The organism is Sulfurovum sp. TSL6 (assembly GCF_019972115.1).
GTDB lineage: Bacteria > Campylobacterota > Campylobacteria > Campylobacterales > Sulfurovaceae > Sulfurovum.
In genome coordinates, this window is sequence record NZ_BPFJ01000001.1 from 380784 (window position 1) to 406894 (window position 26111).

The 26111-nt window shown below is 37.9% G+C and carries 27 protein-coding genes; 17 read left to right on the forward strand and 10 right to left on the reverse strand.

The window, feature by feature from the left end; translation table 11 throughout:
- Nucleotides 1-9: 9 nt before the first annotated feature.
- The 8 genes from LDM93_RS01800 (at nucleotide 10) to LDM93_RS01835 (ending at nucleotide 9467) form a co-directional block, all read left to right on the forward strand.
- On the forward strand, nucleotides 10-1464 hold the full coding sequence (locus LDM93_RS01800; protein WP_223890257.1) for an acetyl/propionyl/methylcrotonyl-CoA carboxylase subunit alpha: 1455 nt from the start codon (nucleotides 10-12) through the stop codon (nucleotides 1462-1464).
- Between the two features lie 230 nt (nucleotides 1465-1694).
- On the forward strand, nucleotides 1695-2654 hold the full coding sequence (locus LDM93_RS01805) for an ABC transporter ATP-binding protein (protein ID WP_223890258.1): 960 nt from the start codon (nucleotides 1695-1697) through the stop codon (nucleotides 2652-2654).
- The gene (locus tag LDM93_RS01810) at nucleotides 2647-3918 is read left to right on the forward strand and encodes an HlyD family secretion protein (protein WP_223890259.1); all 1272 of its coding nucleotides are present in this window, start codon (nucleotides 2647-2649) and stop codon (nucleotides 3916-3918) included. The genes LDM93_RS01805 and LDM93_RS01810 overlap by 8 nt, the downstream gene beginning before the upstream one ends.
- A complete protein-coding gene (locus LDM93_RS01815; RefSeq protein ID WP_223890260.1) occupies nucleotides 3918-5279 on the forward strand; it encodes a TolC family protein in 1362 nt (453 codons plus the stop codon). Before LDM93_RS01810 ends, LDM93_RS01815 begins: the two co-directional genes overlap by 1 nt.
- A gap of 119 nt (nucleotides 5280-5398) precedes the next feature.
- A complete protein-coding gene (locus tag LDM93_RS01820) occupies nucleotides 5399-5587 on the forward strand; it encodes a DUF2892 domain-containing protein (RefSeq protein WP_223890261.1) in 189 nt (62 codons plus the stop codon).
- Nucleotides 5588-5722: 135 nt separating this feature from the next.
- Nucleotides 5723-7051, forward strand: a complete 1329-nt coding sequence (mgtE, locus tag LDM93_RS01825; protein ID WP_223890263.1) for a magnesium transporter — start codon at nucleotides 5723-5725, stop codon at nucleotides 7049-7051.
- Nucleotides 7052-7067: 16 nt separating this feature from the next.
- Nucleotides 7068-8108, forward strand: coding sequence for a CNNM domain-containing protein (locus LDM93_RS01830; RefSeq protein WP_223890265.1), 1041 nt, complete (start codon nucleotides 7068-7070; stop codon nucleotides 8106-8108).
- 21 nt (nucleotides 8109-8129) lie between these two features.
- Complete coding sequence (locus LDM93_RS01835; protein ID WP_223890266.1) at nucleotides 8130-9467, forward strand: DEAD/DEAH box helicase; 1338 nt, start codon at nucleotides 8130-8132, stop codon at nucleotides 9465-9467.
- Nucleotides 9468-9505: 38 nt separating this feature from the next.
- Here the strand turns inward: LDM93_RS01835 and LDM93_RS01840 are convergent, their stop codons facing one another.
- Together LDM93_RS01840 and truD are read right to left on the reverse strand one after the other, a co-directional pair.
- Nucleotides 9506-9850, reverse strand: a complete 345-nt coding sequence (locus LDM93_RS01840; protein WP_223890267.1) for a hypothetical protein — start codon at nucleotides 9848-9850, stop codon at nucleotides 9506-9508.
- A gap of 134 nt (nucleotides 9851-9984) precedes the next feature.
- Nucleotides 9985-11076, reverse strand: a complete 1092-nt coding sequence (gene truD, locus LDM93_RS01845) for a tRNA pseudouridine(13) synthase TruD (protein ID WP_223890268.1) — start codon at nucleotides 11074-11076, stop codon at nucleotides 9985-9987.
- Nucleotides 11077-11260: 184 nt separating this feature from the next.
- On the opposite strand from truD, the gene LDM93_RS01850 reads away from it, so the two are divergent.
- Entirely contained in the window at nucleotides 11261-11632 is a 372-nt protein-coding gene (locus LDM93_RS01850) for a hypothetical protein (RefSeq protein WP_223890269.1), read from the forward strand.
- A 25-nt stretch (nucleotides 11633-11657) separates the two neighbouring features.
- Nucleotides 11658-12983 (forward strand): APC family permease, encoded by a 1326-nt coding sequence (locus tag LDM93_RS01855; protein WP_223890270.1) that lies wholly within the window; start codon nucleotides 11658-11660, stop codon nucleotides 12981-12983.
- A 37-nt stretch (nucleotides 12984-13020) separates the two neighbouring features.
- On the opposite strand, the gene LDM93_RS01860 is transcribed toward LDM93_RS01855, so the two are convergent.
- Complete coding sequence (locus LDM93_RS01860) at nucleotides 13021-13758, reverse strand: YHS domain-containing protein (protein ID WP_223890271.1); 738 nt, start codon at nucleotides 13756-13758, stop codon at nucleotides 13021-13023.
- Nucleotides 13759-14078: 320 nt separating this feature from the next.
- Here LDM93_RS01860 and LDM93_RS01865 point away from each other — a divergent pair, with 320 nt between their 5' ends.
- Nucleotides 14079-15209: a porin gene (locus LDM93_RS01865; protein ID WP_223890273.1), complete on the forward strand. Its 1131-nt coding sequence runs from the start codon at nucleotides 14079-14081 to the stop codon at nucleotides 15207-15209.
- A 9-nt stretch (nucleotides 15210-15218) separates the two neighbouring features.
- Nucleotides 15219-15503 (forward strand): hypothetical protein, encoded by a 285-nt coding sequence (locus LDM93_RS01870; RefSeq protein ID WP_223890274.1) that lies wholly within the window; start codon nucleotides 15219-15221, stop codon nucleotides 15501-15503.
- 113 nt (nucleotides 15504-15616) lie between these two features.
- On the opposite strand, the gene LDM93_RS01875 is transcribed toward LDM93_RS01870, so the two are convergent.
- The 5 genes from LDM93_RS01875 to LDM93_RS11390 all read right to left on the reverse strand — a co-directional run bounded on the left by LDM93_RS01875 (nucleotide 15617) and on the right by LDM93_RS11390 (nucleotide 18786).
- On the reverse strand, nucleotides 15617-16315 hold the full coding sequence (locus tag LDM93_RS01875) for an isoprenylcysteine carboxylmethyltransferase family protein (RefSeq protein WP_223890276.1): 699 nt from the start codon (nucleotides 16313-16315) through the stop codon (nucleotides 15617-15619).
- A complete protein-coding gene (locus LDM93_RS01880) occupies nucleotides 16305-17111 on the reverse strand; it encodes an MBL fold metallo-hydrolase (protein ID WP_223890278.1) in 807 nt (268 codons plus the stop codon). The genes LDM93_RS01875 and LDM93_RS01880 overlap by 11 nt, the downstream gene beginning before the upstream one ends.
- Before the next feature lie 149 nt (nucleotides 17112-17260).
- The gene (locus LDM93_RS01885) at nucleotides 17261-17818 is read right to left on the reverse strand and encodes a DUF2953 domain-containing protein (protein WP_223890279.1); all 558 of its coding nucleotides are present in this window, start codon (nucleotides 17816-17818) and stop codon (nucleotides 17261-17263) included.
- Nucleotides 17819-17844: 26 nt separating this feature from the next.
- The gene (locus LDM93_RS01890; protein ID WP_223890280.1) at nucleotides 17845-18195 is read right to left on the reverse strand and encodes a GerW family sporulation protein; all 351 of its coding nucleotides are present in this window, start codon (nucleotides 18193-18195) and stop codon (nucleotides 17845-17847) included.
- A 225-nt stretch (nucleotides 18196-18420) separates the two neighbouring features.
- Nucleotides 18421-18786 (reverse strand): DUF6713 family protein, encoded by a 366-nt coding sequence (locus tag LDM93_RS11390; RefSeq protein ID WP_374706122.1) that lies wholly within the window; start codon nucleotides 18784-18786, stop codon nucleotides 18421-18423.
- A 251-nt stretch (nucleotides 18787-19037) separates the two neighbouring features.
- Here LDM93_RS11390 and LDM93_RS01895 point away from each other — a divergent pair, with 251 nt between their 5' ends.
- Nucleotides 19038-19862 (forward strand): mechanosensitive ion channel family protein, encoded by an 825-nt coding sequence (locus LDM93_RS01895; protein WP_223890281.1) that lies wholly within the window; start codon nucleotides 19038-19040, stop codon nucleotides 19860-19862.
- Between the two features lie 110 nt (nucleotides 19863-19972).
- On the opposite strand, the gene LDM93_RS01900 is transcribed toward LDM93_RS01895, so the two are convergent.
- Nucleotides 19973-22285 (reverse strand): heavy metal translocating P-type ATPase, encoded by a 2313-nt coding sequence (locus LDM93_RS01900; RefSeq protein WP_223890282.1) that lies wholly within the window; start codon nucleotides 22283-22285, stop codon nucleotides 19973-19975.
- Nucleotides 22286-22497: 212 nt separating this feature from the next.
- Here LDM93_RS01900 and LDM93_RS01905 point away from each other — a divergent pair, with 212 nt between their 5' ends.
- Genes LDM93_RS01905 through LDM93_RS11395 form a run of 4 tightly spaced genes read left to right on the forward strand, consistent with a single transcriptional unit; the run spans nucleotide 22498 to nucleotide 25153 of the window.
- The gene (locus LDM93_RS01905) at nucleotides 22498-22710 is read left to right on the forward strand and encodes an SHOCT domain-containing protein (RefSeq protein WP_223890283.1); all 213 of its coding nucleotides are present in this window, start codon (nucleotides 22498-22500) and stop codon (nucleotides 22708-22710) included.
- A 14-nt stretch (nucleotides 22711-22724) separates the two neighbouring features.
- Entirely contained in the window at nucleotides 22725-24458 is a 1734-nt protein-coding gene (locus LDM93_RS01910) for a copper resistance system multicopper oxidase (RefSeq protein ID WP_255586201.1), read from the forward strand.
- Between the two features lie 10 nt (nucleotides 24459-24468).
- Nucleotides 24469-25098: a copper resistance protein B gene (locus LDM93_RS01915; protein WP_238480470.1), complete on the forward strand. Its 630-nt coding sequence runs from the start codon at nucleotides 24469-24471 to the stop codon at nucleotides 25096-25098.
- A complete protein-coding gene (locus tag LDM93_RS11395; RefSeq protein WP_374706125.1) occupies nucleotides 25064-25153 on the forward strand; it encodes a hypothetical protein in 90 nt (29 codons plus the stop codon). The genes LDM93_RS01915 and LDM93_RS11395 overlap by 35 nt, the downstream gene beginning before the upstream one ends.
- 107 nt (nucleotides 25154-25260) lie before the next feature.
- Here LDM93_RS11395 and LDM93_RS01920 read toward each other — a convergent pair whose 3' ends face one another.
- Nucleotides 25261-26046, reverse strand: coding sequence for a sulfite exporter TauE/SafE family protein (locus LDM93_RS01920; protein WP_223890285.1), 786 nt, complete (start codon nucleotides 26044-26046; stop codon nucleotides 25261-25263).
- Between the last annotated feature and the right edge of the window lie 65 nt (nucleotides 26047-26111).

The window sequence follows — 26111 nt, forward strand, 5'->3', positions numbered from 1 at the left end:
GGAATTCAAATGACTAAAAAGATATCAAAAATCTTAATTGCCAACCGTGGTGAAATTGCTCTACGTATCATCAGAGCATGTAAAGAGTTGGATATTACCAGTGTGGTAATACATTCGGATGCAGACAGTGAAGGTTCATGGGTACAAAAAGCAGATAAGAGTGTCTTACTTGAAGGGCATCCTGTACAAGTCTATTTGGATTATGAAAATATCATTAAGGTCGCTAAAGAGTTAAAATGTAGCGCGATCCATCCAGGGTATGGTTTCTTGTCTGAAAGTGCTGACTTTGCAAGAGCCTGTGATGAGAACGGTATTATCTTTATTGGTCCAAAAGCAGAACACATTGAACTTTTTGGAGACAAGATCACTTCAAAAAATGCTATGAAAGAGATAGGGGTACCTGTGCTAGAAGGTACTACTACTCCTATCACAGATAAAAAAGAAGCAGAAAAGATCTCCCAAGAGATAGGTTTCCCGGTGATCATCAAAGCAGCATTTGGTGGTGGTGGTCGAGGAATGCGTGTTGTGCATGAGGCAAAACAGTTCGATGCACTCTTTGAAGCAGCAACAAGTGAGGCAAAAAAATTCTTTGGAAATGGTGATGTATTTATAGAAAAATTCGTAAGTAATCCCCGACATATTGAAGTGCAGGTCATTGCAGACAAGTATGGAAATGTTGTGCATTTGGGGGAAAGAGACTGTTCGATTCAGAGACGTCACCAAAAAGTCATCGAGATCGCACCCTCTCCAAGCCTTAATGAGGCTACACGAAAAGAGCTCTATCGTATTGCTATAAGAGCCATGAACCGCTTAGGGTATGAAAATGTCGGTACGATTGAATTCTTGCTCGATGAAAAAGATAATATTTACTTTATTGAAATGAATACACGTCTTCAGGTGGAACACCCGGTCACTGAGATCATCACCGGTGTTGACATCGTACAACGTATGATACAAATAGCAGAAGGGGACAAACTTCATTTCTTACAAGAAGAGATCGTGTTTAGAGGTTATGCCATTGAGTTCAGGATCAATGCAGAAGATCCGCTCAACAATTTCATGCCATCATTTGGAACGATTGAAAAGTACTTAACCCCAGGTGGACCAGGTGTGAGACTGGACACAAGCGTCTATGGTGGATACTCCATACCTACAAATTATGATTCTATGATAGGTAAACTTATCGTATGGGCATTAGACTGGGAAGGTGTCGTTAAAAAAGCCAAAAGAGCTTTAGATGAATACTACATAGAAGGTCTGACAACCAACATTCCACTCCATAAAGAAGTTGCGTGTGATGAGAGTTTCCAAAAAGGTATATTTGATACAGGATTTTTAGACAAACGTGTAGAACACTTTGCCCTGATCAATACCATCGCGCCAACGAAAGATAAGCGTATCAGTTCTTTTATTTCAAAATTGATGCAAAAAGGATTAACCTCGGAAAAAGGTGATTTTATTTAGTTACATTTTGTTACAAATTGATTACTTGATTAATTCGGTTATCGACACTCATAAATAAATTCATTATATTTTGTGTTATTTTGATACAAGTATAAAGTTTGATGGGTGTTTAACTCGGGTCATGATTGTACGATAGCTTGGGCATATATAAGATACTTATTATATGATTACTTTAGCGTTTTTTGATCAGAAAATTCGTTGAACAGGGTTGTAATTATAAAGGACTATGTATGAAACTTAATGATATTGTTATTAATTATGTAAAAAAAATCATTAAAGAAGATCGAAAAAATATTTTTCATTTATTGTATTATTCTATCATTGATGCCATTCTAGTTTTATCTATACCTCTGGCATCAGCCATCATTATCAACAGTGTATTGGCACACGCCTCACTCTCTATAGTTATTTTAGGGTCAATAGTCCTTGTTTTATTTGTATTTATTACCATTTTACAATTGTTAAAAGAGTATATTGTTGAAAAGTTTCAACAGAAAGTTTTTCTTCAAGAAGGCATAGAGATTGCGACAAAAGCAATAAAGCTTAACCATGAAGATAATGATGATGAAATTAAACATAGAAAATTAATGAACTACTTTTTTGATATTACCTCGATTCAAAAGTTCTTTCCTATTCTTTTGCTTGATGGCTTGGGACTTGTGATCAAAATCGTGGTAAGTCTTCTTTTGTTACTTGCATTTGACCCGCTTCTATTTGCTGCAGGAACACTCTTTTTTTCTATTTATATCATTCTGTTGCTTGTTCTTGGACACAATGCAGCACAAGGTGCATTAAACCGTTCGGATGCAAAACACAATACCATCTATTTTTTACAGCATATCAATGAAGAAAAAGGTACTGAAGAAGAAACGTTATCAAAGTTTGATACCTATTTAAGTAGGTATGTACAGGCTAGGCGAAAGTTATTTAAGATTATTGTCAGACAATTGGGATTTACTTATTTTGCAGAAGGATTCATATTTAGTATGTTTTTGATCATAGGAGGTTATCTAGTTATTAATGGCAGTCTGCCTTTGGGGGAATTTGTTGCAGCTGAAATTATTGTTACCTCTATTACTTATGCATTAAAAGGATTTGCAAAACAGCTTGATTATATTTATGATATGATCGAAGGACTTTATAAAGTCAATAAGCTGTCAGTAGGGTTGGAGGATAAGAAAGATGGATAGATTTGAGTTTGATTCATTGAAACTTGTTAAGACAAAACCTTTTGTGAATCGTATTGGACGTTTTACTTTTTATCTTATACTTTTTTTCATAGCAGTTCTTTTTTTACCCTGGAGACAAACAGTTCAGGGTGAAGGTACATTGATCGCGTATGACCCTACTCAGAGGATACAATCTATTTCTGCGCCTATTGATGGTTTTATTGATACCTTTTATGTTTCAGAGAATGAACATGTACGCAAGGGGATGAAAATTTTTACTATGGTCGACCCCGATAAAGATTACAAAACACGTGTGTATAAAATGAAAGAGGATTTCGAACAGCAACATCAAAATACAGAAAATGAACTCGTTGTACTGAAACAAAAAGATATCAGTCTTATTAATCAGAAAAAAATACGTATGGAGCTCTATGATAAACGTTATATTCAGGCAGAAGAACAGTTGAAAAGTCTACAGCTGAAATATAAAGCAGAAAAGAAAAACTATGAAGTTGTATTCAATCAGTTTACCAGAATAAAACAACTGTATATTCAAAAAATAGAATCAAAAAAGAATTATGAAAAAGCTGAGAATCAATATATCAATGCAAAAACAAAATTCGATAAAATTGAAATTGACATAGAGGTGCAGAAGCGTCATTTATTAATCATTCAACAGGAAAAACAACACTTTTTAGAGGAAATTGATAATCAGATAAGAACACTTGAAAACAATATGTTAGGAGTGGAAACACGCTTAAATATCTTGAAAAGAGACTATGAAAAACATTTAACAAAGATAGCCAGATATGAAACATCATCCGTAGTTTCAAAAAAAGATGGTTTTGTCATGCGAATTTTGGAAAATGATAAGAATACTTATATCAAAAAAGGCCAACCTATCATACGTTTTTCTCCTGATGTCAACACAAGTGCACTTTTACTAAAGGTATCAGATTTCAATATGCCCTTAATGAAAGAAGGACTCACTGTAAGGATTAGATTTCATGGATGGCCTGTGTTGCACATTCCCGGATGGCCGATGATAAGATTTGGTACCTTTGGAGGCATTATTAAGAGAGTGGATCCGATATTACATGAGAAAGGTGCTTACTATGCCTATGTGGTTGAAGATCCAAATGAACCATGGCCCTCTCATGAAAAACTTCGAATAGGTACAGATGCAACTGCATGGGTTGCCTTGTCACGTGTACCGATCTGGTATGAACTTTGGCGCTTAATGAATGCATTCCCTGCGAAAATGGTCACAACGGGGAATAAATAATGACAAAAACATTTTTAAGATACTTGATAATTATTTTTATTTTTTCTCATGACGCTTTTTCTAAAGAAATTTTTACAGTGGATCATCTGAAACATTATCTAACAGAAGAAAACCCCTATATTTACACTGCAGTCGGAAAACAATATATTGATGCAGCGCGTATTCAATCGGCACAAGGAGGCTTTGATACGAAATTATCTCTAGAATATGATAAAAAAGAGTACCCGATAAGTACAGGTCAATTTTCTGATATTTCTTTTAGCAAGCCAACAGAAAACGGTACAGAATTTATTGTAGGGTATAGGAATGCAGAAGGGATTCAAGAGTATAACAATATTAAAACCGGTAGTGAAGGAGAGCTGCGTGTGGGAGTGAATGTACCTGTATTTTCACTATTGAATGGAATGAATGAACGAAAATATACTCTTGATGCCGCTAAAATAAATGCTACACAATCGACATATGAATCACAAAACAATTTGAGAAATTTATATGCTCATATTGTCACTTCATATTATCAACTTCTTTATTATAATGAAGTCCTAAATCTTGAGAAAAGACTCTTGCATAAAGCAACAAAAAGAAAAAAATTTATTGAGAAAAGAGTACGTTCTGGAGATCTTTCAGATGTTGCAATACTTGAATCAAAACAGCAGATTATTAATCGTGAACAGAGAGTTCTCAGAACAAAAAACAGTTATACCCAGGCATTACAGATATTTTTAAAATATCTAAACATGCCTCAAAAAGAATTTGATCTGAAATATGTTCTGCCATCATTAAAAATGTTAAAGAAGGAAAAAATAATTTTCCAAGATGTGATCAGTCAAGCATTAAAAAGTAGACCGGATCTTAAAGCATTGGAGTCACAAAGAAGTAAATTGGATCTAGATACAGCATATAATAGTGTATCAGCATACCCGAAGTTAAATCTTTTTGCATACGGAGTGCATGATATAAAATATGGAGAGGGTATAAAAGTTGGACTACAATTTGATATTCCACTAGAAAGACGCTCTTATAAGGGCAAGATGATCGAAATACAAAAAGGTATTACGCAGCTTGAAGAAGAAAAAGATCGATTACTGTTAGAGTTGAAAACGAATTTAAAAAATTTAATGTATTCATTAGATATTTTCAATCAAAATATAGATTTGGGTTATAAAGAGACTAAAATTGTTGAGTCACTTGAAGAAGTTGAAAATAAAAAATATGAAGTTGGTTCAAGTGATCTGTTTCAGATCAATCAACGTGAAATAGGGACCTTGGAAGTTAAGAGAAAGCAATTAGAATACTATTTGAATGCTTTGATGATACAACAAGCGATAAAAAAAGAGATGGGAGAGTTTATTATTCTTTAAACGTTTTTAAATTGAGTCAATCAACCTTTATTTCTTCGTAATATTAGCGCATCTTTACTCTTATATAATCTTAAGTTATTTATAATACAATATGCAAGAAATATATCAAAGGAAATACTATGGATATAAATAAATGGAGAGCCACATGTAGACCTATCAGAATTTTGGTAGGATTGGGACTTATCAGTTATGGTGTATACTCAGGAAATGCATGGTTCTATCTTGGTGTAATCCCACTTATCGCAGGGCTTACGAACTTTTGTCCAGCATGTATCGCCACTAAAAAGTGTGATACAGCAGCGAAATAAAACAGATGCGGAACATCCTCATCTGTTTTACTCTTTATTTTAACTCTATTACATCAGCACTCTTTTAGTAATTCAACCATTCTACGTATTTAATAAAGTATAATTTCACAATATAACGCTACAAAGGTACAGGCTATGGATAAAATCACCCAATATTTAAATGATCATCCTTATGATGAACTGCATCCTTCAGAGATAGCTAATATTCTTAAAGACCTCAATGAAAAAAGTTTTCATGAAGCATTACAAGAGATACCTAGAGAGCTTATTGCCGATGTTGCATTAGAACTTCCGGATAGATATTTCGAAGATATTGTTGAGTCTTTTACAACAAAAGAACTTGCAGATTCAGTTTCTGACCTGGAAAGTGATGACCAAACAGACTTTATGCAAGAGCTTGAAGAAGTGGATGAAGGCATCGCTAAAGCAGTATTTAGTCAGTTAGATAAAGATGACCAAGCTGATATCTTAAAACTTAAGCAGTATGATGATGATGAAGCGGGTGCCTACATGCAAGTCGAAGTATATACGGCTAATTTACATCATACTGTACACGATGTGATTAAAGAATTCGCGCAACTAAGAAGAAACGATGAACTTGAAAATGTAAATTATCTCTTTGTGACAGATGAAGCACATAATTTACGTTATGGTATAGGATTAGACCATCTTCTGGTTTTTAACTTTGATCAAACATTGGAAGAGAATATTAATCAAAACCCTGAAAAGTATAAGACTGTTATGGGATATGATCATGATGATATCCGTGATATTGTACAGAAGTTTCAAGAGTATGATCTCTCGTCTATGCCTATCATAGACGATAATGGTATACTTCTTGGGCGTATTACTTCAGATGACATCTATGACATTATCAACGAGCAGGCAACAGATCAGATGTACCATTTAGCAGGTGTGAATGATGAAGCAGAAGAAGATGAAGATATTTTTAAAGCGGGTAAATCACGTGCTGTATGGCTGGGTGTGAATCTGATCACAGCAATTATCGCCTCATTGGTGATAGGTCTTTTCACAGATACACTTCAAAGTATTGTCGCTTTGGCTATTTTGATGCCTATCGTGGCTTCTATGGGTGGTAATGCAGGGACACAAAGTCTTACGGTTGTCGTACGTCAACTCGCGCTTGGTGACATTGCACAGCATGATGCATTTCGTACGATAAAGAAAGAAGTCATACTCTCTCTTGCAAATGGTTTCCTTTTTGCTATAATCATGGGTATAATAGCTTCAATATGGTTTGATAAAGGGATGCTTGGCATCGTTATTGCACTCTCTATGGTCATCAATTTATTGAGTGCGGGTTTCTTTGGTGCTATGGTGCCATTGTTACTCAAAAAAATGGAAGTTGATCCAGCCATTGGAAGTACTGTGGTACTTACAACGGTAACGGATGTTGTAGGCTTCTTTTCGTTCTTGGGTCTAGCGACCCTAATATTATTATAAAGGTATTTTTTTATACATGGATTTGTTAATTCTTTATTTCACTTTAGCAGTGATGATATCCTTCATCTGTTCAATTTTAGAATCTGTTTTACTCTCTGTCAATATGGCATATGTTTCAGTGCTTGAAAAAGAGCGTCCTATCGCAGGAAGACTTTTAAGAGGACATAAAATTAATATAAATAAATCTTTATCTTCTATTTTAATTCTCAATACGATTGCCAATACTTTAGGTGCAGCTGCTGTGGGGGCACAGGCTGAAAGTATTTATGGAGTAGGTGCGGTATTTTATGTATCTATTGCCTTGACATTTGCTATTCTTTTTTTGTCTGAGATCATTCCTAAAACCATAGGTGCAGTGTACTGGAAATCTTTATCACCTGTGGCGGCATACGTGATTCATTTTTTCATTTGGATAACGTACCCTATTATCATTTTAACACTCTTTGTGACCAATCGTATAAGCAGAGGTGTTGATACAACCAGTTTGACGAAAGAAGAACTCATACAGAGTACCTTGCATAGTGAAGATGAGGGACTGCTTAAAGAGCAAGAATCTGATGTGATTGAAAACATCCTTCTTCTTGATAAGATAAAGATAAAGGATATATTAACGCCTAGAACGGTTGTTTTTGCTTTAGATGGAAGTAGAAGCATTCAAGATATTGTTGAGAGTGAACCAGCGATATTTAAATTTTCAAGAGTCCCTGTCTACGATGAGAGCATTGAAAATATCACAGGTATGGTCATGACTAAAAAAATCTTTAAACAAGGTCTAAAAGATGATACTGTAGCGTTAAGTACGATACAAAAAGACATTTTTAAGATCTCAGAAAACTTGCCTGTATCTAAAGCGCTTGATCTGTTCATTAAGAAAAAAGAGCATATGTTTCTTGTCCTTGACAGTTATGATCAGACTGAGGGTATCGTAACACTTGAAGACTGTGTAGAGACGATTCTTGGTGTAGAGATCGTTGATGAGAGTGACAGTGATGCAGATATGAGAGAAGTGGCAAAGCTTAAAATGCGTTTGAATCGTAGATTAGACAGTGAAAAATAAAACCACTAAAATAGGAATGCTATGTCATTAGCTACACTTGGATTATCTTCAGAGATATTAAAAGCACTGAATGAGAAAGGCTATGACTCTGCTACGCCTATCCAAAAGGCACTGATCCCGGCTATGTTCACAGGTCGAGATATTATGGCCGGTGCACAGACCGGTACAGGAAAGACAGCAGGATTTTCTCTACCTATACTCCAAGATCTAAGTAAAAGTTTTGTTGAAGGACAACATTATCCTAAAGCAGTTATTTTGGTACCAACGCGAGAATTGGCCAAACAGGTACATGCAAGTATTGAAGCCTATGGAAAGTACCTTCCTTTAAAAAGTATTGTGCTTTATGGTGGTGCCAACTTAACATCACAGGCAAACAGGCTTAAAGCAGGTGTAGACATTATAGTCGCTACAAGCGGACGTCTCCTGGAACATATAGGGAAAAATAATGTGAACCTGGAAAGTGTTGATTACTTAGTGTTAGATGAAGCAGATACGATCTTGGATATGGGCTTTGTACATGAAGTAAGTAAGATACTTCAGCACCTCCCGGATAAACGACAGAATGTACTGATCTCCGCAACACTTTCAGGATCTGTAAAAAGACTTGCAGAACAGATACTTCAAAAACCCAAACTCATAGAAGTGGACAGTATGGGAACTTCTGCAGATACAGTAGAGCAGATAGTCTATCCTGTTGAAAAAGAGAAGAAAACAGAGTTACTCTCCTACCTTATAGGTTCACGCAATTATAAGCAAGTGCTTGTCTTCACACGTAAAAAAGAAGTAGCCGATGATGTGAGCAAAGAACTCAATCTTTCAGGACTTAAAACAGCGGTCATTCATGGAGGTAAAAGTTCTGGAGAAAGATCTAGAGCATTGGAAGGCTTTAAAGAAGGAAAAGTACGTGTACTTGTTGCGACTGACATCGCAGCTCGAGGGCTGGATATACCAGCTTTAAGTGTAGTCATGAATTATGATATTCCTCATGTCACAGGAGACTACATACACCGTATAGGACGTACGGGCAGGGCAGGGGCAAAAGGATTGGCTATTACGCTTATCTCACCTCTGGAAATGGTAGCACTTAAAGAGGTGGAACGTCTTATGGGTAAGCGCATTCCTCAAGAAAAATTAGAAGGGTATGCACCTAAAGTGATACCGAAACAAAAAGGTGCACGTAAAAACCCCAATGAACATAAAAATACAGACGGAGCTTTTGGTAAAAAGAAAACCAAGACAGCTACTGCACCTAAAAGTAAAAAACGTAAAACAACGAAACGTGACGGGTTTAAAACATTTGATGCAGCTAAACCAAAGATGGATAAGAAGGATAAAAAACGTGGGAGAGGCAGGAAATAGTTTCCTAATTAAGCGGTATTTACCAGGAGGTAAACCACTTATGTGGCTTTAATATCTTTTAGAAGCGCCAATGTCAGTGTATTTTTACCATCGATGAGTTTTTTCCCGATAGTGAGCTTAACGCTGTGGAAAAGAAAAAGTTCGCCTGCGTAGTTGATACCCAAAATAAAAGTATAGTCACCAAAAATAAATTTTTTCAATCCTTTTGCTTCAGGTTTTTTGGGAGGATTCTTGATCTGAAAACAGACTTCATTAGGAAAGCTGCTAGTACGTTGATCGTCATCGTTCAAATATACCTCACCCAACTCAGATGTAACTTGAACAGAGAGTTTCTGATCGAGTTCATGTGTTCTTATTGTATAATCACCAAATGTAAAATGCATTCATGTCTCCTTGTATATTAGATAATATATTATATCTTTTATTGCAATGGTTTTATATGAAGCCTTGTATAATTAATGTGCATACTAACCATAAAACGTCATTCTAGGATCTGTTTTTAGTGGTTCTATGTAGTTTAGATTTCCTTCAAAGAAAACTTTCCGATCTCTTCCAAAAATGTAGTAGCATACGAACCTTTAGGCAGATAAAACTCAACGGTAAGCTTTTTAGTCTTACTGTCATACTGTGTTTCTACATCTTTAGGCCAGATCCATGCGAAACGTCTGTCCCCTTTGAGACTGTTTAAGTCCGTATCATCATAGGCTTCTTCGAGATGATAGGCATCACTTTTGGCTCTTAGTACATTGGCACCACATAGCAGTCCGGTAGGGGAGATCTTCTTTTGTTCGAAGGCTTGTGCACTTTGTTGCATCTCTTTCACATAATCACTTTTCCCATAAGGGTAAGGCATGATGATATCACCGATAAAGAGTTTGAAAAATTGAGGCTGTTTGGCCAGGACTTTAACCAGGTCTAGTGGATATTGGAGTTTTTTTGCAGCTGCTTCTATTTTATTGTCCCTAATGGTGGCAGAGAGCTTTACTCTTGAAGCCAGCCATTTGTTGTAAAGGTAGCTTTGGTACGCTGAAACAAGCAGTTTTTCTTTACTACCTTTCAGACGCTTCCCTGAATGGGCTATCTCTTTACCCTGTAGATAGGAACGGCTGTCTTCTCCAAATCGTTGGTAACCATAGTAGTTCGGTATTCCATCAACTTGCATTTTTTTCGCCGTGGTATTGAAAAACTTTGCTTCGTTCTCAGAAATATCATGCAAGATGATGGAGAAACGATTGCCTTTGAGGTGTCCTATCTTGATAGGAGATTTGTTGTAGGTACGTTCAAGTATCTCGATCTTTTCTGTCGTAAGGTTCTTGTTCAGCTCTTTTTCGTACTTTTTTGGAAGCGAAATGTACTGTATGGTAGTGGCATTTTTATCTTTAAGGCCTGCATAACCGATGTCACGTTCTTCCAGACCGGTTGCTTTAGCGAGAACCGTGATGAGTTTCCATGTGCTCATATCGGTTTTCTTTATTTTGAGTATGAGGTAATTTCCTGTACCGGTAAAAGAGTAAAGAGGTATTTCTTCAACAAAAAATCGTTCTACAGTTTGTTTAAAATCAAACGTGAGTGGGGTATGGTTATAGGCATAGGTTTTAATGTGATTCATGAAGAAATTATAGCGAAATAATGATGTAGTATTGGTATGCAAATAGAGAAGACATGAGGGGAAAATACTACACATGAACAAACCTTATCAAACCTCCTATAGGTATTTTTTGATTTCCCCTACACACTCTTTGCACATTAACATTTTATACTTCGAGATACAATGAATTTATAAAAGGATTATTATGAAAAATGTTAACGTTACACTTATAGCGCTCTTAATCATAGGATTTACTAGTTTCTCATATGCTGAAATGGGAAAATGTAATGGTATGCAAAATTCAAATATGAAAAACAAATCTGGGATGATGCAGGGTAACCAGGGTATGATGCAGAATCAAAAAGGCATGATGGGAAATAAAGGTATGCATTGTTGTTGTTGCTGCTGTTGTCAAGGTATGATGGGTGGTCAAGGCATGAAACAGGGTCAAGGTATGATGCAGAACCAAAAAATGGGAAAATGCAATGGTATGCAAAATTCAAATATGAAAAAGAAGTCTGGAATGATGCAAGACAATAAAGGTATGATGGGTGGTCAAGGTATGATGAACAATTAAGTTCAATCATTAAATAGAGTATATGATGAAAGATCATTCCCAACACGATAGATCAACAAAGTATAAAGAAAACAGCATGACGCTTGTTGGGGCTGTATCAATGGGTACAGGTGTGATGATCGGTGCTGGTATTTTGGCTCTTACGGGGCAAATTGCCGAACTTGCAGGTTCACTATTTCCTCTTGTTTTTCTTGTTGCTGCGATAGTCACTGCATTTAGTGCTTATTCATACGTAAAAATGTCCAATGCTTACCCGTCCGCTGGAGGTATTGCGATGTTCTTGGAAAAGGCCTATGGAAAAGGAATAATGACCGCTGTAGGTGCACTTTTGATGTACTTTTCCATGGTCATCAATGAAAGTCTTGTCGCACGTACTTTTGGTACCTACACCACTCAGTTATTCGATATTGATCCTAATAGCTGGATTGTACCGGCATTAGGTATAGGTGTATTGCTTTTTGCCTTTCTACTTAACATTTCTGGAAATCGAATGATCGGGCTTTTTTCTCTACTGATGGCACTCATAAAAATCGGCGGTATCATACTATTTTCATTCGGAGGTTTATGGGTTGCTGGTTTTTCATTTGAAAACACTTCTGTAACTATGACAGATACATCTGTCACGGGATTCATTGCAGCAATGGCCTTGGCTATTCTGGCGTATAAGGGCTTTACTACTATTACAAATAGCGGTTCAGAAATTGTAAACCCACATAAGAATGTTGGCCGTGCCATTATTATTTCAATTGTGATATGTGTAGTCATCTATTTTTTAGTCGCTATAGCAGTGGCTCTAAATCTGACTTTGCCGGAAATCATAAATGCAAAAGATTATGCACTCGCTCAGGCAGCACGACCTGCATTTGGTAATTATGGATTATGGTTTACTGTAGCAATTGCTATTATTGCCACTGTATCAGGTGTCATTGCGAGTGTGTATGCAGTCTCACGTATGCTTGCTATGCTGACTGAAATGAAGCTTGTTCCACATAGTCATTTTGGTATGCCTGGAGACATACAAAAGCATACATTGGTCTATACTGTTGTCATTGCTATATGTTTGACAATATTTTTTGACTTGAGCCGGATTGCATCACTGGGAGCTATTTTTTATATTATTATGGATATTGCTGTTCACTGGGGTGTTTTCAAGCATTTACGCAAAGAGATCCATGCTAACGCATTTATTTTGATATCGGCAATACTATTTGATGTGATAGTACTTGGTGCATTTCTTATCGTGAAAGCATCAACGGATATGATGATTATTTATGCTGCATTGATAGGGATCTTGTTTATATTTATTGGTGAGAGCATTTTTTTAAAAAAGTATAGAACTGAAGGAGTCTAAAGTAGCAAACAGGCTACAAAAAGAATGGATGACTTCTCTAAAGGGTTTTACTATAACTCTCACAAAAACATGAGGGGTGCTTGTAGTGTTCTGTAGTGTAGATGTGTGACAATTTCTCTATCAAATCATCAGGATCGGTATTATAGATAAGTTGTGCACCGGTATCTTTTTCAAACTGGTTTACAATTTTGGGGATTTCTTCAACGATACCCCCGCTTCCCTGCAGAATCCCGATCAGTTTACCTTCGTCATAAGCAATGGCAAACTCCCCAAGTGTCCCGGAGCTGCCTCCTGCGATGATAACCATGTCACTGGAGCGGATGTTGGTCACTTCTCTTCCCATGAGTCCGCTACCCGTATAGATGATGGCATCGTAGGCATCTGAGGGGGAATCGTATTTGTGTATGTGCTCATCCAGGCTGAGTGCCGGGGAGATACCAATAGATAGTCCGCCCAAACTGCGGGCACCCTTGGCGCATTCGTAAGGAAGTCCCGGGCAGGCCCCAGTGATCAGTATAAATCCCCTCTTTGCAATCGCCTGACCAAGAGAAAAGACCATTTTGGCCACTTTTGGATCCTGTTTATAGCTTGCAGAACCCATGAGACCTACTGTCAAACGCATATCGGGAGCTTTATTTATGTACACTTTCGGCTGTGCAAGAAACTTTTTCCTGCATCTATCTGAACAGAAATAATAAAGCTTTCCTTCATACTCAGCTGTTGCAGGGGCTTTACGCGGATCTAGCTCCATCATGCATACGGGGTCACGAACCATAAATCACCTCTTGAAATTTATTAATCTTTTGGTCGATTAAATATAAAACGGGCAACTGATTTAGTTTTTTTCTTGCTCTCTGGATTTCAATACTGATCGTATAATGTGCAGCTTGATCTATAGTAAAATAGTTACCAAAACTAAATTTGTACCAAACATTAAAAATAAGAAAATAAATAATTTTTTATATAACATTATCCATCCTTTTACTAAGTTTACTACCAAAGTGTGTATTTGGTGTGCAAACTACGTATATAAACTACACGTAGACTGCACATGCAATTATGTATAGTGAAAAATGATGCTGCAAGGAGTATTCTATGAAAAAGTTAATGACTGGTATTGTACTAAGTACTATGATGACATCAACAGTTGTGGTAGCAGAAGTACAGAATGTTGATATAAAACAGTTACGTGAAGATGTAGACGCCTTACAAGCAAAAGACAAACAAATGGAAGATCATTCAATGTCTGCTTTTCAATTGGCAGGGTACGCTTCACTTGACTATATAGATGAAGAGAATGAAGATGGATCCTTCTCTGAACTGAAGTTTGCACCATTATTACTTTATACATATGGCGATATTTTTTTGTTTGAAGCTGAAGTAGAATTTGAGATCAATGATGAAGGCGAAAGTGAAACTGAACTTGAATATGCTGCAGGTACATTCTTTATCAATGATTATATGGGATTACAAGTTGGTAAGTTCTTGTCACCTATAGGACAGTTTGTACAAACCCAACATCCTTCCTGGATCAATAAACTTCCAAGTGCACCAGTCGGCTTTGGTCATGACGGAGCAGCACCTTCTTCAAATATAGGTATAGCACTTCGGGGAGGTTTGCCAAAGATGGGAGGTATACGAAGTAACTATACTATTTTTGTGGCAAATGCACCGACCTTTGGTGTAGCAGATGATGGTGATGTGATCATCGATACAGAAGCTAAAACAGATGTGGGTGACGCAACTATGACCATTGGTGGACGTTATGCTATTAATCCATTGGGAAATATGGAAATTGGTGTTTCTTTGGCAACTGGAGAAGTTGAAGAGGAATTACCCTCAGAAGAAACTATTACACGTGATTATGATGTATTTGGAACAGATCTCATGTATAACATTGATGCACTGAATTTAAAAGCTGAGTATATACAACAAAAAATTGGTGAAAACGCCTTGAGCACATTAGAAGGTGGCACATGGAAAGCATGGTATGCCCAGGCAGCGTATCAATTTTCATCGGTGAAGCTTGAACCCGTAGTCCGTTACAGTGATTATGATAATCCTGAGACAAATCGCAACCAATGGGCAGTTGGATTGAACTATCTTTTTGCGAATAATCTTATCGCCAAAGTTGCCTATGAGTTCAATGAAGATGAAGATGATACAGCAATAGATTCACATGCAAATAACGATCGTTTCCTTGTACAGTTTGCAATTGGTTTTTAGGAGAAAAAGATGAAAAATATATTAAAAATAACAACAATCACTACGCTATTACTTGCGGCAATGGGAACAACTTCTGTAGCAAATGAAAATACTGGTAATACCGAAAATGGTGCACAACTTTGGGCTGATACTTGTATGCGTTGTCACAATTTACGACCCCCATCAAGTCTTAGTAAAAGTAATTGGTCAACTTCTATGCAGCATATGCGTGTTCGTGCTGGACTTACAGGACAAGAAACAAGAGACATTTTGGCTTTTATTTTAGCTTCTAAAAAGACAGAGGATACAAAGTAAAAACATAAGCGTTTACCCTATTTCTCTCAAAACAAAAACCTTATAAAATATATAACATTATAAGGTTTTCATATCAGTAAATAATGTCAGTTTTCACACATTTTCCTTAAGATTCACCAGATCCCTGGAATTAGTCGGTAAATTGTTTGTTTGGCATACTCTGGATAATCTACCAGTTCTGTGTGTAGTGTACGATCTTCGAGGTAAGTTCGAACAATTAATAACACCGTCAAAAATAATGAAATAATCAATGAGAATCTAGATCCAAGTGCAACGGGAACAGCGAACAGTAAAATGATTGTTACAGTATACATAGGATGACGGACAACTGCGTAGGGCCCGGTAGTAATCACCTTATGATCTCGCTCTTTATCAATTTTTACTACCTGCGATAGATACGTGTTCTCGTGCATGATCCAGCCCAGAAGTACCAAGCAAGGTATGTGTATTAGCATTGCAATAACTCTTACCCATAGAGGCAAGGGATCACTCCACTCATAACGTATAACATCAAAACCAGGAAGCAGATAAAGACCAATACCTGAAATAAAAAAAAGTAGCATCAAAGCTTTGTCCCAAGCCTTTTGTTCCTTGTGAAGTGGTACGAGTTTTAATCGCTCTGAGAGTAGAGCAGGATCATTGCGTAATAAATACATTGTCATTACAAGTCCATAGAGAGTCCAGAGTCCAATCAATACCCAAGCTTCCCACCACTGCCAGGTACCTGCTGGCCACATCAGTGCAATGGCAAACAAAGTCATACGTAGAACAAAACTCAACCAGATCTTGAGGGGATTGTGCTTATTCATCATTGTTTAATCCCACCGAGTCTCCCATTCTAAGAATTACACACACGATACCCATTTTCTCAACCTCCTTTTTAAACATTTTATCATCAGCTAGATTGTATTTTTTACTAAAAAAAGCGGGGCAGTTATAATGACAAGGAATGACTAATTTGGGTTTTATGATACGTATCGCCTGCAAAGCCTCTTGCTCATCCATGGTATTATGTATCATTTTTCCTCCGATAGGTAGCATCAATACATCAGGTTCATGCATCATCGACCACTCTTTTTCATGTAAGAGAGTATCCCCAAGATTCACGATCTTTTTCCCATCTAGCTCAATCTCAAAACCAATAGCTCCCCAACCGACTCTTTCTTCTGGACCGGGGTACAGGGTTTTAGAAAAAGGACCAAATTTCAATCTAAGTGAACCATGTGTAGTCTTTATTCCTGTTATAACCATGTCATCAAGCTCAATGGTTTCGTCAATGTTAAGAGTATGAATATTATGAATTTCTGTTGTAAAAGCAAGACCCTTATCACGTGGACCAAGCATCAGGTTTTTTCCATTTATATTTCTTACCATTGTTTTATTACAGATAATAGGTGCATTTGAGGCTTCTGCCACTCTATCTGCATGCCAATAATGGTCAGGGTCACCATGGGTGACAAAAATATGGGTGATACTTTTCCATTCAGATTTAGGTATTAAAGTTGTGAATCTGAAAAAATAAAAGAACAATCCACCTGGATCTATAGCTATTTTTTTATTGCCGGATTCTATGACAAAAGCATTATAGAGAAAGTGTGTGATTTTCATATTGTCTCCTTACTAAGTATGACTATTTTTAAAGGATCAAGTGTTCTTCTATTTCTATATTTTTACTATTTAGAGTATATCAAAAATGTTTGGTTTCAAAAACTTTATTTTTCATAATATCTCTTCCATAAATAGTTCATATGCTTGATTTATCGCTGTTTAAATAGAGAGGTTTTCATGGCACGCACTGTTACTGGAGAAAATATAAAGGCGAGAAGATAACCGATGATTTGGATCGGAAAAATGCGAATCTGCACTTTGCAATAACCTTCAAAGACTGCTTCTTGGAAATCTGTTTTGAGTATGGTATTTTCCCAAGGTAGTAGAAGTGGCGACAATATACCTACAAGACTCCCTGTATCTGCAGGATCACCCAGTCCGATGCGGCAATGTAAGTTTAGCTCTTTTATCCGACAACTGTACAAAAGATCCAAAACCAATCGAATGAGCCGTTTGATAAACTCTTTGTTTCTGAACATTGACATAAGATGTTCTTTCCCGCTTTTTTTCTTCTTTGGTAAAACTCTTTTTTCTACTTTCCTATCCTTACTGTTCATATCTATAGTGATAAAACCGAACAGCAAACAAAGCTTTGCCTGATAATCCAATGCTTCGTCTTTTTCTAGATAGAAACTCAGATCAACGGGAATAGTAAGCACAACCAGGCAAAAGAGTAGGAATCCAATAAAAATGGCTATAATTTCCATAATGTTTCCGATCCATGATTTTTATGTTATTTATCTTTCTCCCGTAATGCTTTACCGATAGTTTCACCTATATGTTCGAACGCTGAAGCCATACCGCTTTTGATAGACTCAACCCTTACGTCACCGTCTTTGTTGATGATTACAAGGGCAACCGGCTTAATGCCGCCACCACCACCGGTGCCGGCTCCAACTCCCTCATCGTCACCTTTTTTGCACTTTCCAGTACATCCTCCGGCACCAAAACCAAATCCGATACTGATCAGTGGAATCAGTGTATTGCCTTCTATGGTGATCGGCTCCCCTACAACTGTTTTAGTATCCAGTACTCTTTCCAATTCCTCCAACGAGGTTTTTAATACATCTTTCACATGTTCCATCATGGTATCCTTTGTGTTGTATCACGTACTTTGTCTGATATGATTCCAGACTCCTTTGTTGTTTCATGGACCTTTATAAAGTATAGTGAACATCGCTTAACAAATAATAAACAAACAATTACTTCCTGAAAGAAGTTTGGCACCTGTATCTCAGATTCTTACGAGGTTTACTTCGGCTATTTTCATAAACTCTTCCTCACTCTTTTTTGATCCATTATTTCTTCTTTATACAATCAAAATCAAATGCACAAATCCTGCTAATGCTGTTAACCCAATAAGTGATTTTGAAAAAGTACCTCTAAATTCGTTTTTGGGATGTAATCTAAATAAATAGTGAATCCCCAGATGGAGTATGAAAAAAATATCCATACAAATCTGAAACCCATAACGCATGCTCTCTGACGAGTGCGTTATAAACCAGAAGATCAATATCAGTAGGGGTATGTGAAGCATGACAAAAACCCGATACCCGAGACTTTCTTCAAGTCGGCAGATAAAAGGAAACATCCTCCATTCATGACATGAAATGGCGTCAAGTTCATGAGTTAACAGAAGTACTATACCGATATAAAAAATACTATCAGTGACCATTTGTTTCCTCCTTATACCCTTTGTTTTGATAACTATTTATTAAATGGAAAAGTGTTCTTATAATGTGATATTTCAATATTAAGAGTATATCAAAAATAGCTCATCTCCAAAACCTCATAAAATTATATATTTTATAAGGTTAAGTAGCATTAGAAAAAATGTTTATTTATGTTACTGTTTTTGTATAGATTTGAAATAAGCTATATAATGCAGTATACTATGCAGCAAATTGAGAAATAAAAGGATAGTTGATGAATGAAGATGTAAATAAATATGTGGATATGGCCATTCAATATGGTGCAGAATATGGTGTGAGGATCATAGGTACAATCGCCATTTTTATTATCGGGAAATGGGTGGCAAAAAAACTTTCTGCTTTCATCAAAAAAGTGATGGAACGTGGTGAGATCGATCCCACATTAAGTGCATTTATAGCAAATATAGTGGATATACTTCTACTGGTAGTGGTTATTTTGGCAGCTATCAAGAACCTAGGTATAGATACCACATCATTTATAGCTATATTAGGTGCTGCAGGTTTGGCTGTTGGTTTGGCACTGCAGGGTACTTTTGGAAATATAGGTTCGGGTGTGATACTTATACTTTTCCGTCCTTTTGAAGTGGGGAATTTTGTGACTGCGGGAGGGGAGAGTGGTACCGTAGAAGCTATCACTCTTTTTAATACTACGCTCTTGACACCAGACAATAAAGTGATCTTGATTCCTAACAGTACCATTGCTTCGGGCAATATCACTAATTTTTCAAAAAAAGAGACACGTCGTGTGGATTTTACCTTTGGTATCGGTTACGATGACGATTTAAAAAAGGCAAAAGCAACGCTTCAGGAGATCATCGATGCTGATGCTCGTATATTGAAAGATCCTGCAGCTTTTATTGGTGTGGGAGAATTAGGCGACAGTTCTGTCAACTTTACAGTACGTGTTTGGGTGAAAGCTTCAGATTTTTGGGGTGTCCATTTTGATACAACTGAAAAAGTGAAATTAACCTTTGATGAAAAAGGTATCTCCATCCCTTATCCGCAAATGGATATTCATTTAGATCCGGCAAAAGCTTAAACTACATAGATTATAGAGAAAAAAATACGCATCAAAAACCTTATAAAATAGATAACTTTATAAGGTTTTACTACTCTGTTTCATCGTCATATACTGTACAACTATAGTTATTATAATTTTAGCTTTCTAAGTCGTAGAGAGTTGGATATGACTGAAACGGATGAAAAACTCATTGCAACAGCGGCTATCATTGGAGACAAGAGTATACCAAAGAATGGGTAGAGAACCCCCGCCGCGATAGGTACACCCATCGAATTATAAACAAAGGCAAAAAATAGATTTTGTCGAATGTTCCTCATCGTTCCTTTACTGAGTTTAATGGCTCTAACTATACCTGTCAAATCTCCTTTAACCAAAGTCACGCCAGCACTTTCCATGGCTACATCTGTTCCTGTACCCATCGCAATACCTACATGTGCCTTGGCTAAAGCCGGTGCATCATTGATCCCATCACCTGCCATGGCTACTACTTTACCTTCTGCTTGGAGTTGGGATACTATGGTAGACTTTTCTTCTGGAGAAACATCTGCTTGAACTCTGTCAATATTTAGTTTATTTGCCACCGCTTGTGCAGTGGTTTGGTTGTCACCCGTAAGCATGACTACTTCGATACCCTGTGTATGCAGCTGTGTTATGGCTTCAGGTGTTGTCGTTTTAATAGGATCCATGACCCCCACAACTCCTGCTGCTTTTCCATCCAAAGCTATGAGCATTACTGTTTGTCCTTCTTTCCGGTACTTTTCAGATAGTGCCGGTAAATGACCCGTTTTTATACCTAAACCTTCTAGAAGTTTAGAGTTTCCTATAGCCACTTTTATCCCATCTACAACACCCGTTACGCCTTGTCCTGTAACAGAGTTAAAATCTTCTGTTTTCGTTAAATGAAGCCCACGTTCTTTTACCCCTTCTACAATAGCTTCTGCCAATGGATGCTCACTGGACTGTTCAATGGTGGCTACCACAGAAAGAAGGACATTTTTATCTATGCCTTCTTCCACTTCGACAGTCACCAGTTTAGGCTTTCCTTCGGTGAGTGTACCTGTTTTATCTACCACAAGCGTATCCACCTTTTCTAAAATTTCCAATGCCTCTGCATTTTTAATAAGTACTCCTACCGAAGCACCTTTCCCTGTACCCACCATGATGGAAACTGGTGTTGCAAGCCCCAAAGCACAAGGACAAGCGATGATAAGTACAGATACGGCACTTACTATGGCATACGCCAAGCGAGGCTCCGGCCCCCATATATACCATCCTGAAAATGCCAATACTGCGATAAAAACCACAATAGGTACAAAATAACCTGAAACCACATCTGCTAATTTTTGAATAGGTGCACGTGAACGCTGTGCATGGGCTACCATATCTACAATTTGAGAGAGTAGGGTATCTGCACCGACTTTCTCAGCTTTGATAAGCAGTGATCCCGTTGCATTGACCGTGGCACCAATCACTTTGTCGCCTTCTTTTTTTTCAACAGCGATAGATTCGCCTGTGACCATCGACTCATCTATGTTGCTTTCACCTTCTGTTACTATACCATCAACAGGTATTTTATCCCCTGGACGGATACGCAGCACATCTCCGACCTGTACATTTTCCAAAGGGATATCCTCTTCACTTCCATCTTCTCTAACGATACGAGCTGTATTGGGAGCTAAACCTAAAAGCATTTGTATGGCTGTATTGGTTTGCGAACGTGCACGCAGTTCAAGGACCTGTCCCAGTAATACTAAGGCTACGATGACTGCTGCAGCTTCAAAATAGACATGTACTAACCCATTTTCCATTTTCATTTCTGGCGGAAATATTTGAGGGAATAATAATGCTACCATACTGTAAATCCATGCCGTACCTACACCAAGTGAGATCAGAGTGAACATATTGAGATTCATGGTGCGCAGAGAGTTTACACCACGCACAAAAAATGGCCAACCTCCCCAAAGTACCACAGGTGTAGCAAAGGCAAACAGTATCCACTGAACAAGGGACATAGAGAGCCATGAAGGCAAGAGTGAAGGGAATAGGTCTGTGGTCATTGCCAAGACAAACACAGGTAGAGCCAGTACGGTACTGATTTTAAAACGGAGGGTCATATCATGTAGTTCTTGATTCTCGGCAGTATCTTGTACTGCCATAGGCTCAAGTGCCATTCCACATTTAGGACACGTGCCAGGTCCTTTTTGTTGGATCTCTGGATGCATGGGACAGGTATAGAGAGCATCAGTGCTTTCATCCATTTTTGCTTTCTGATTTTCACTGCTCCACTCTTTTACTTCAATGTATTTCTGAGGATCTTCATTAAATTTATCCTGACAATGTTGAGAACAAAAATAATAGTTTTTTGAAGCATGTTCTGTATGAAATTCAGAATCTGTTGAAGTATCCATTCCACACACCACATCTTTGACTATTTTGTTCACGATCTCTCCTTTATGTTTCTCATGATTCATAATAATATGAAAGTGTGCAAATAGTGTGCAAAAGAGATGCATGTACACAACCTGTTTTTACATCTTTTGCTGTTTTGATTCTAAGAGAAAGTCCAAAATGTGTCATGTAAGATTGAAGATGCACATGAAGTACACACCTTTGTACTATACTCAAAGTAAAAAGACTTCAGAAAGGATAAAAAATGGATTATATAGGACATGTTTGGGGTATGGGATTTGGTATGTGGATCATACCCTTATTGTTCGTACTTCTTGTCTTTTATTTTTTGAAAGAGAATAACAAAAGTGAAGATAAACGCACCTCTGCACAGGATATACTGGATAAACGTTATGCAAAAGGTGAAATAGATACACAAGAGTATGAAGAGAAATCCAATGCACTAAAGAAAAAATGAGACAAGGGGATATCATGCGAAGACGAACATTTGTAAAAGGGGTGGCTGTCACTTCACTACTGACGCTTACGGCAACAGATGCAGAGGCCAGAACAAGGTCAAAACGGATCAACAACCGTAATATCCTTAGGGGAAATGAATTTTTCCTGGACATCGACTATACACCGGTGAATATCACAGGGAAAAATGCTGTAGCCACTGCCATCAATGGACAGATACCAGCTCCTACCCTGGTGTGGAAAGAAGGGGAAACTGTCACCTTGCATGTGACCAATCATTTGAAAAAAACCTCTTCTATTCACTGGCATGGCATCATTTTACCTGCCGGGATGGATGGTGTTCCCGGTCTGAGTTTTGACGGTATTGCTCCGGGAGAGACTTTTACCTATACCTTCAAAGTACGGCAGCACGGAACCTACTGGTATCACAGTCACTCAGGATTTCAGGAGCAAACAGGGATGTATGGTGCCATTATCATCCAGCCAAAGAGAAAAGAACCGTTTGCCTATGACAAAGACTATGTTGTACTGCTCTCTGACTGGAGTGATGAGAAACCCGAAACGATCTACAAAAAACTCAAAAAGATGAGCCACTACTATAATTTTTCTCGAAGGACGGTAGGTACTTTTCTGGATGAAGTAAAAGAGAAAGGCTTGGCAAATGCGTTTTCTGATAGAAAAATGTGGAACCAGATGCGTATGAATGACCGGGACCTCTCTGATGTCACAGGATACACCTATACTTTCTTGATGAATGGAAAAAATCCTGCGACCCAATTTAAAGCACTTTTTAACAGAGGGGAAAAGATCCGTCTGCGTTTTGTCAATGCCTCGGCAATGACATTCTTTGATGTACGTATACCCGGACTCAAAATGACCGTGGTAGCTGCAGATGGAAATCATGTCAAACCTCTAAGCATCGAGGAGTTTCGTATCGGGGTAGCAGAAACTTATGATGTCATAGTAGAGCCTGCTGATCATAAAGCCTATGCCATATTTGCACAGAGTATCGACCGTTCAGGGTATGCCATGGGATCATTCACACCGAAAACTTCTATGTTGGCAAAGGCACCTGCCATGGATCCCAAACCTGTACTTACCCATACTGATATGGGAATGGATATGGGCCAAATGGATCACGGCGGGGGTATGAAATGCGGTTCAGGTATGATGATGTCTTCTAAAAAAGACTTGGAAAAAGACAAATATGCAAAGATGGAATCACAGAGATATCCCATAACGCAACTGCCTATGAAACGCGGATTACAAACTACCATGAAGGCAGTAGCACCTAAATACAGACTGGATGATCCAGGAGTAGGACTGAGAAATAATGGTCGAAAAGTCCTGACCTATGCAGATCTGAAGAACAGATACTCAACGCGTAAAGCCAAAAAACCGGACAGAGAGATCATTTTACACCTCACGGGCAATATGGAACGCTATATGTGGTCTATCAATGGTATCAAATATGCCGACTCCAAACCTTTGGTGTTTTACTACGGTGAACGTATACGTATTACATTTATCAACGATACCATGATGAACCACCCCATGCATCTGCATGGCATGTGGAGTGACCTGGAAACAGGTGACGATAACCATTTGGTTAGAAAACATACAGTCATTGTACAGCCAGGTGCCAAGATAAGTTACAGGGTCACCGTTGATGCCAGAGGTGCATGGGCATATCATTGTCATATGCTTTATCATATGGCCGGTATGTTCAGAAAAGTGGTGGTAGCATAAAGGAATGGATATGAAAAAAATAGTATCAGGTTTGATGGTTATGTTTGCATTGGGACAAACTGCTCAGGCAAGTATGGAGGATGATCCATTGGTCACCATGTTCCTTATGGATCGATTTGAAGTACTGGACAATGATGAAAATACAAGAGTGTGGGAAGGCAGCTTTTGGATAGGCTACGATATCAATAAACTTTACCTCTACAGTGAAGGGGAAGCGACTTCTGACGGCTTGGAGTCAAGCCAAAATGAACTGGTGTACTCCAGGGCTATGGCACCGTTTTGGGATGTACAGATGGGGTTGGCCTATGACAAAAGTGATGATGCATCCAAAACATGGGTAGAGATCGCAATTTCAGGTTTGGCGCCTTACTATTTTGAGACAAGAGCGGCTCTGCTTGTCAATGGAGAGGGGAATGTCGGATTACGTTTAGATGCGGAGTATGAAGCACTGCTGACACAGAAACTGATACTCACACCATCACTCGAAGCAGATCTCTACACAAAAGACGATCCGGATATGCACATTGGTTCCGGAATTTCCAACCTAGAAGCAGGATTACGTTTACGCTATGAATTTATACGTGAACTTGCACCCCTATATCGGTATTACATGGGAAAAAACATTTGGAAATACACGTGAATATCATCCTATAGATGAAACCAGTGTAATGGTAGGTGTGAGGTTTTGGTTTTGATCTGGACTGGTATATGAGGATGATCTGAGTACTCAGTGTATAGTTATTTCAAAGAGCTTGAGATGAGAGTTGAAAAGCACATAAAATGCGCTAAATAAAGGATTATGTCAGCCACATTTTCCTGGAGCACATTTCATACCGTTAAATTGGCCTGTAAGTGTGCCATCGGTACTTCCCTCATGCATTTTATCCATTCTCTCTTTCATCATTTCCGGATGTGCTATAAAGTTATAGCCTTTAAACAGTGTGATCCCTCCATAGAGAATAACAAGCATTGCGGCAAGCTTCATCATGGTACCACGAAGGGAGCCTTTTTGCAGGATCTTTGTGAGAAAGCCTAAAAAGAAAAGTGCAGGGATGGTAGCCAGTCCGAAGGTCGCCATCACCAAAGCACCCGCAAGAGGATCAGCTGTACTTGCCGCAAAAATGGAAAAAGAGTAGACAAGCCCACAAGGGATAATACCATTGAGCAAACCTAACAGATAAAAACTGAGATACGATTTGTCTGACATCAGTGCTCTAAAGCTCTTTTGATACCATGGGTATTTGGAAACCGACCATTCTGCTGAGTTTAGAAATTTAAAATTTCCCAAAAGTGAAAGTCCAGCCAATACCATGAGTATACCCGTAAAGACAAAGAGCACTCCCTTAGTAGTAGGTGTAAATGCAACGACTTGCCCTACAAAACCAAATAGGGCACCTAACATAGCATAAGTCGTGACACGACCGAAGTTATAGGCCAAATGTGCGGATGTTTGTTGAAGATAACTTGTTTGTTGATCTATTTTTGTAGAAGAGTATGCAACAACAATCCCGCCACACATACCAATACAATGTCCAACACTGCCTAAAAAAGCGGTTGTTAAGATGATAATTAAATCGATATTGCCCATTTAGACAGCCTCTTTTGCAAATAAATATAAAACTATAGTATTATTTTGTTAAAATAGTGTTAATA

Bases quoted from the DNA above. Each gene is read 5' to 3' on its own strand.
- LDM93_RS01800 (WP_223890257.1), top strand. From the start codon at position 10: ATGACTAAAAAGATATCAAAAATCTTAATTGCCAACCGTGGTGAAATT.
- LDM93_RS01805 (WP_223890258.1), top strand. From the start codon at position 1,695: ATGAAACTTAATGATATTGTTATTAATTATGTAAAAAAAATCATTAAA.
- LDM93_RS01810 (WP_223890259.1), top strand. From the start codon at position 2,647: ATGGATAGATTTGAGTTTGATTCATTGAAACTTGTTAAGACAAAACCT.
- LDM93_RS01815 (WP_223890260.1), top strand. From the start codon at position 3,918: ATGACAAAAACATTTTTAAGATACTTGATAATTATTTTTATTTTTTCT.
- LDM93_RS01820 (WP_223890261.1), top strand. From the start codon at position 5,399: ATGGATATAAATAAATGGAGAGCCACATGTAGACCTATCAGAATTTTG.
- mgtE (WP_223890263.1), top strand. From the start codon at position 5,723: ATGGATAAAATCACCCAATATTTAAATGATCATCCTTATGATGAACTG.
- LDM93_RS01830 (WP_223890265.1), top strand. From the start codon at position 7,068: ATGGATTTGTTAATTCTTTATTTCACTTTAGCAGTGATGATATCCTTC.
- LDM93_RS01835 (WP_223890266.1), top strand. From the start codon at position 8,130: ATGTCATTAGCTACACTTGGATTATCTTCAGAGATATTAAAAGCACTG.
- LDM93_RS01840 (WP_223890267.1), bottom strand. From the start codon at position 9,850: ATGCATTTTACATTTGGTGATTATACAATAAGAACACATGAACTCGAT.
- truD (WP_223890268.1), bottom strand. From the start codon at position 11,076: ATGAATCACATTAAAACCTATGCCTATAACCATACCCCACTCACGTTT.
- LDM93_RS01850 (WP_223890269.1), top strand. From the start codon at position 11,261: ATGAAAAATGTTAACGTTACACTTATAGCGCTCTTAATCATAGGATTT.
- LDM93_RS01855 (WP_223890270.1), top strand. From the start codon at position 11,658: ATGAAAGATCATTCCCAACACGATAGATCAACAAAGTATAAAGAAAAC.
- LDM93_RS01860 (WP_223890271.1), bottom strand. From the start codon at position 13,758: ATGGTTCGTGACCCCGTATGCATGATGGAGCTAGATCCGCGTAAAGCC.
- LDM93_RS01865 (WP_223890273.1), top strand. From the start codon at position 14,079: ATGAAAAAGTTAATGACTGGTATTGTACTAAGTACTATGATGACATCA.
- LDM93_RS01870 (WP_223890274.1), top strand. From the start codon at position 15,219: ATGAAAAATATATTAAAAATAACAACAATCACTACGCTATTACTTGCG.
- LDM93_RS01875 (WP_223890276.1), bottom strand. From the start codon at position 16,315: ATGATGAATAAGCACAATCCCCTCAAGATCTGGTTGAGTTTTGTTCTA.
- LDM93_RS01880 (WP_223890278.1), bottom strand. From the start codon at position 17,111: ATGAAAATCACACACTTTCTCTATAATGCTTTTGTCATAGAATCCGGC.
- LDM93_RS01885 (WP_223890279.1), bottom strand. From the start codon at position 17,818: ATGGAAATTATAGCCATTTTTATTGGATTCCTACTCTTTTGCCTGGTT.
- LDM93_RS01890 (WP_223890280.1), bottom strand. From the start codon at position 18,195: ATGGAACATGTGAAAGATGTATTAAAAACCTCGTTGGAGGAATTGGAA.
- LDM93_RS11390 (WP_374706122.1), bottom strand. From the start codon at position 18,786: ATGGTCACTGATAGTATTTTTTATATCGGTATAGTACTTCTGTTAACT.
- LDM93_RS01895 (WP_223890281.1), top strand. From the start codon at position 19,038: ATGAATGAAGATGTAAATAAATATGTGGATATGGCCATTCAATATGGT.
- LDM93_RS01905 (WP_223890283.1), top strand. From the start codon at position 22,498: ATGGATTATATAGGACATGTTTGGGGTATGGGATTTGGTATGTGGATC.
- LDM93_RS01910 (WP_255586201.1), top strand. From the start codon at position 22,725: ATGCGAAGACGAACATTTGTAAAAGGGGTGGCTGTCACTTCACTACTG.
- LDM93_RS01915 (WP_238480470.1), top strand. From the start codon at position 24,469: ATGAAAAAAATAGTATCAGGTTTGATGGTTATGTTTGCATTGGGACAA.
- LDM93_RS01920 (WP_223890285.1), bottom strand. From the start codon at position 26,046: ATGGGCAATATCGATTTAATTATCATCTTAACAACCGCTTTTTTAGGC.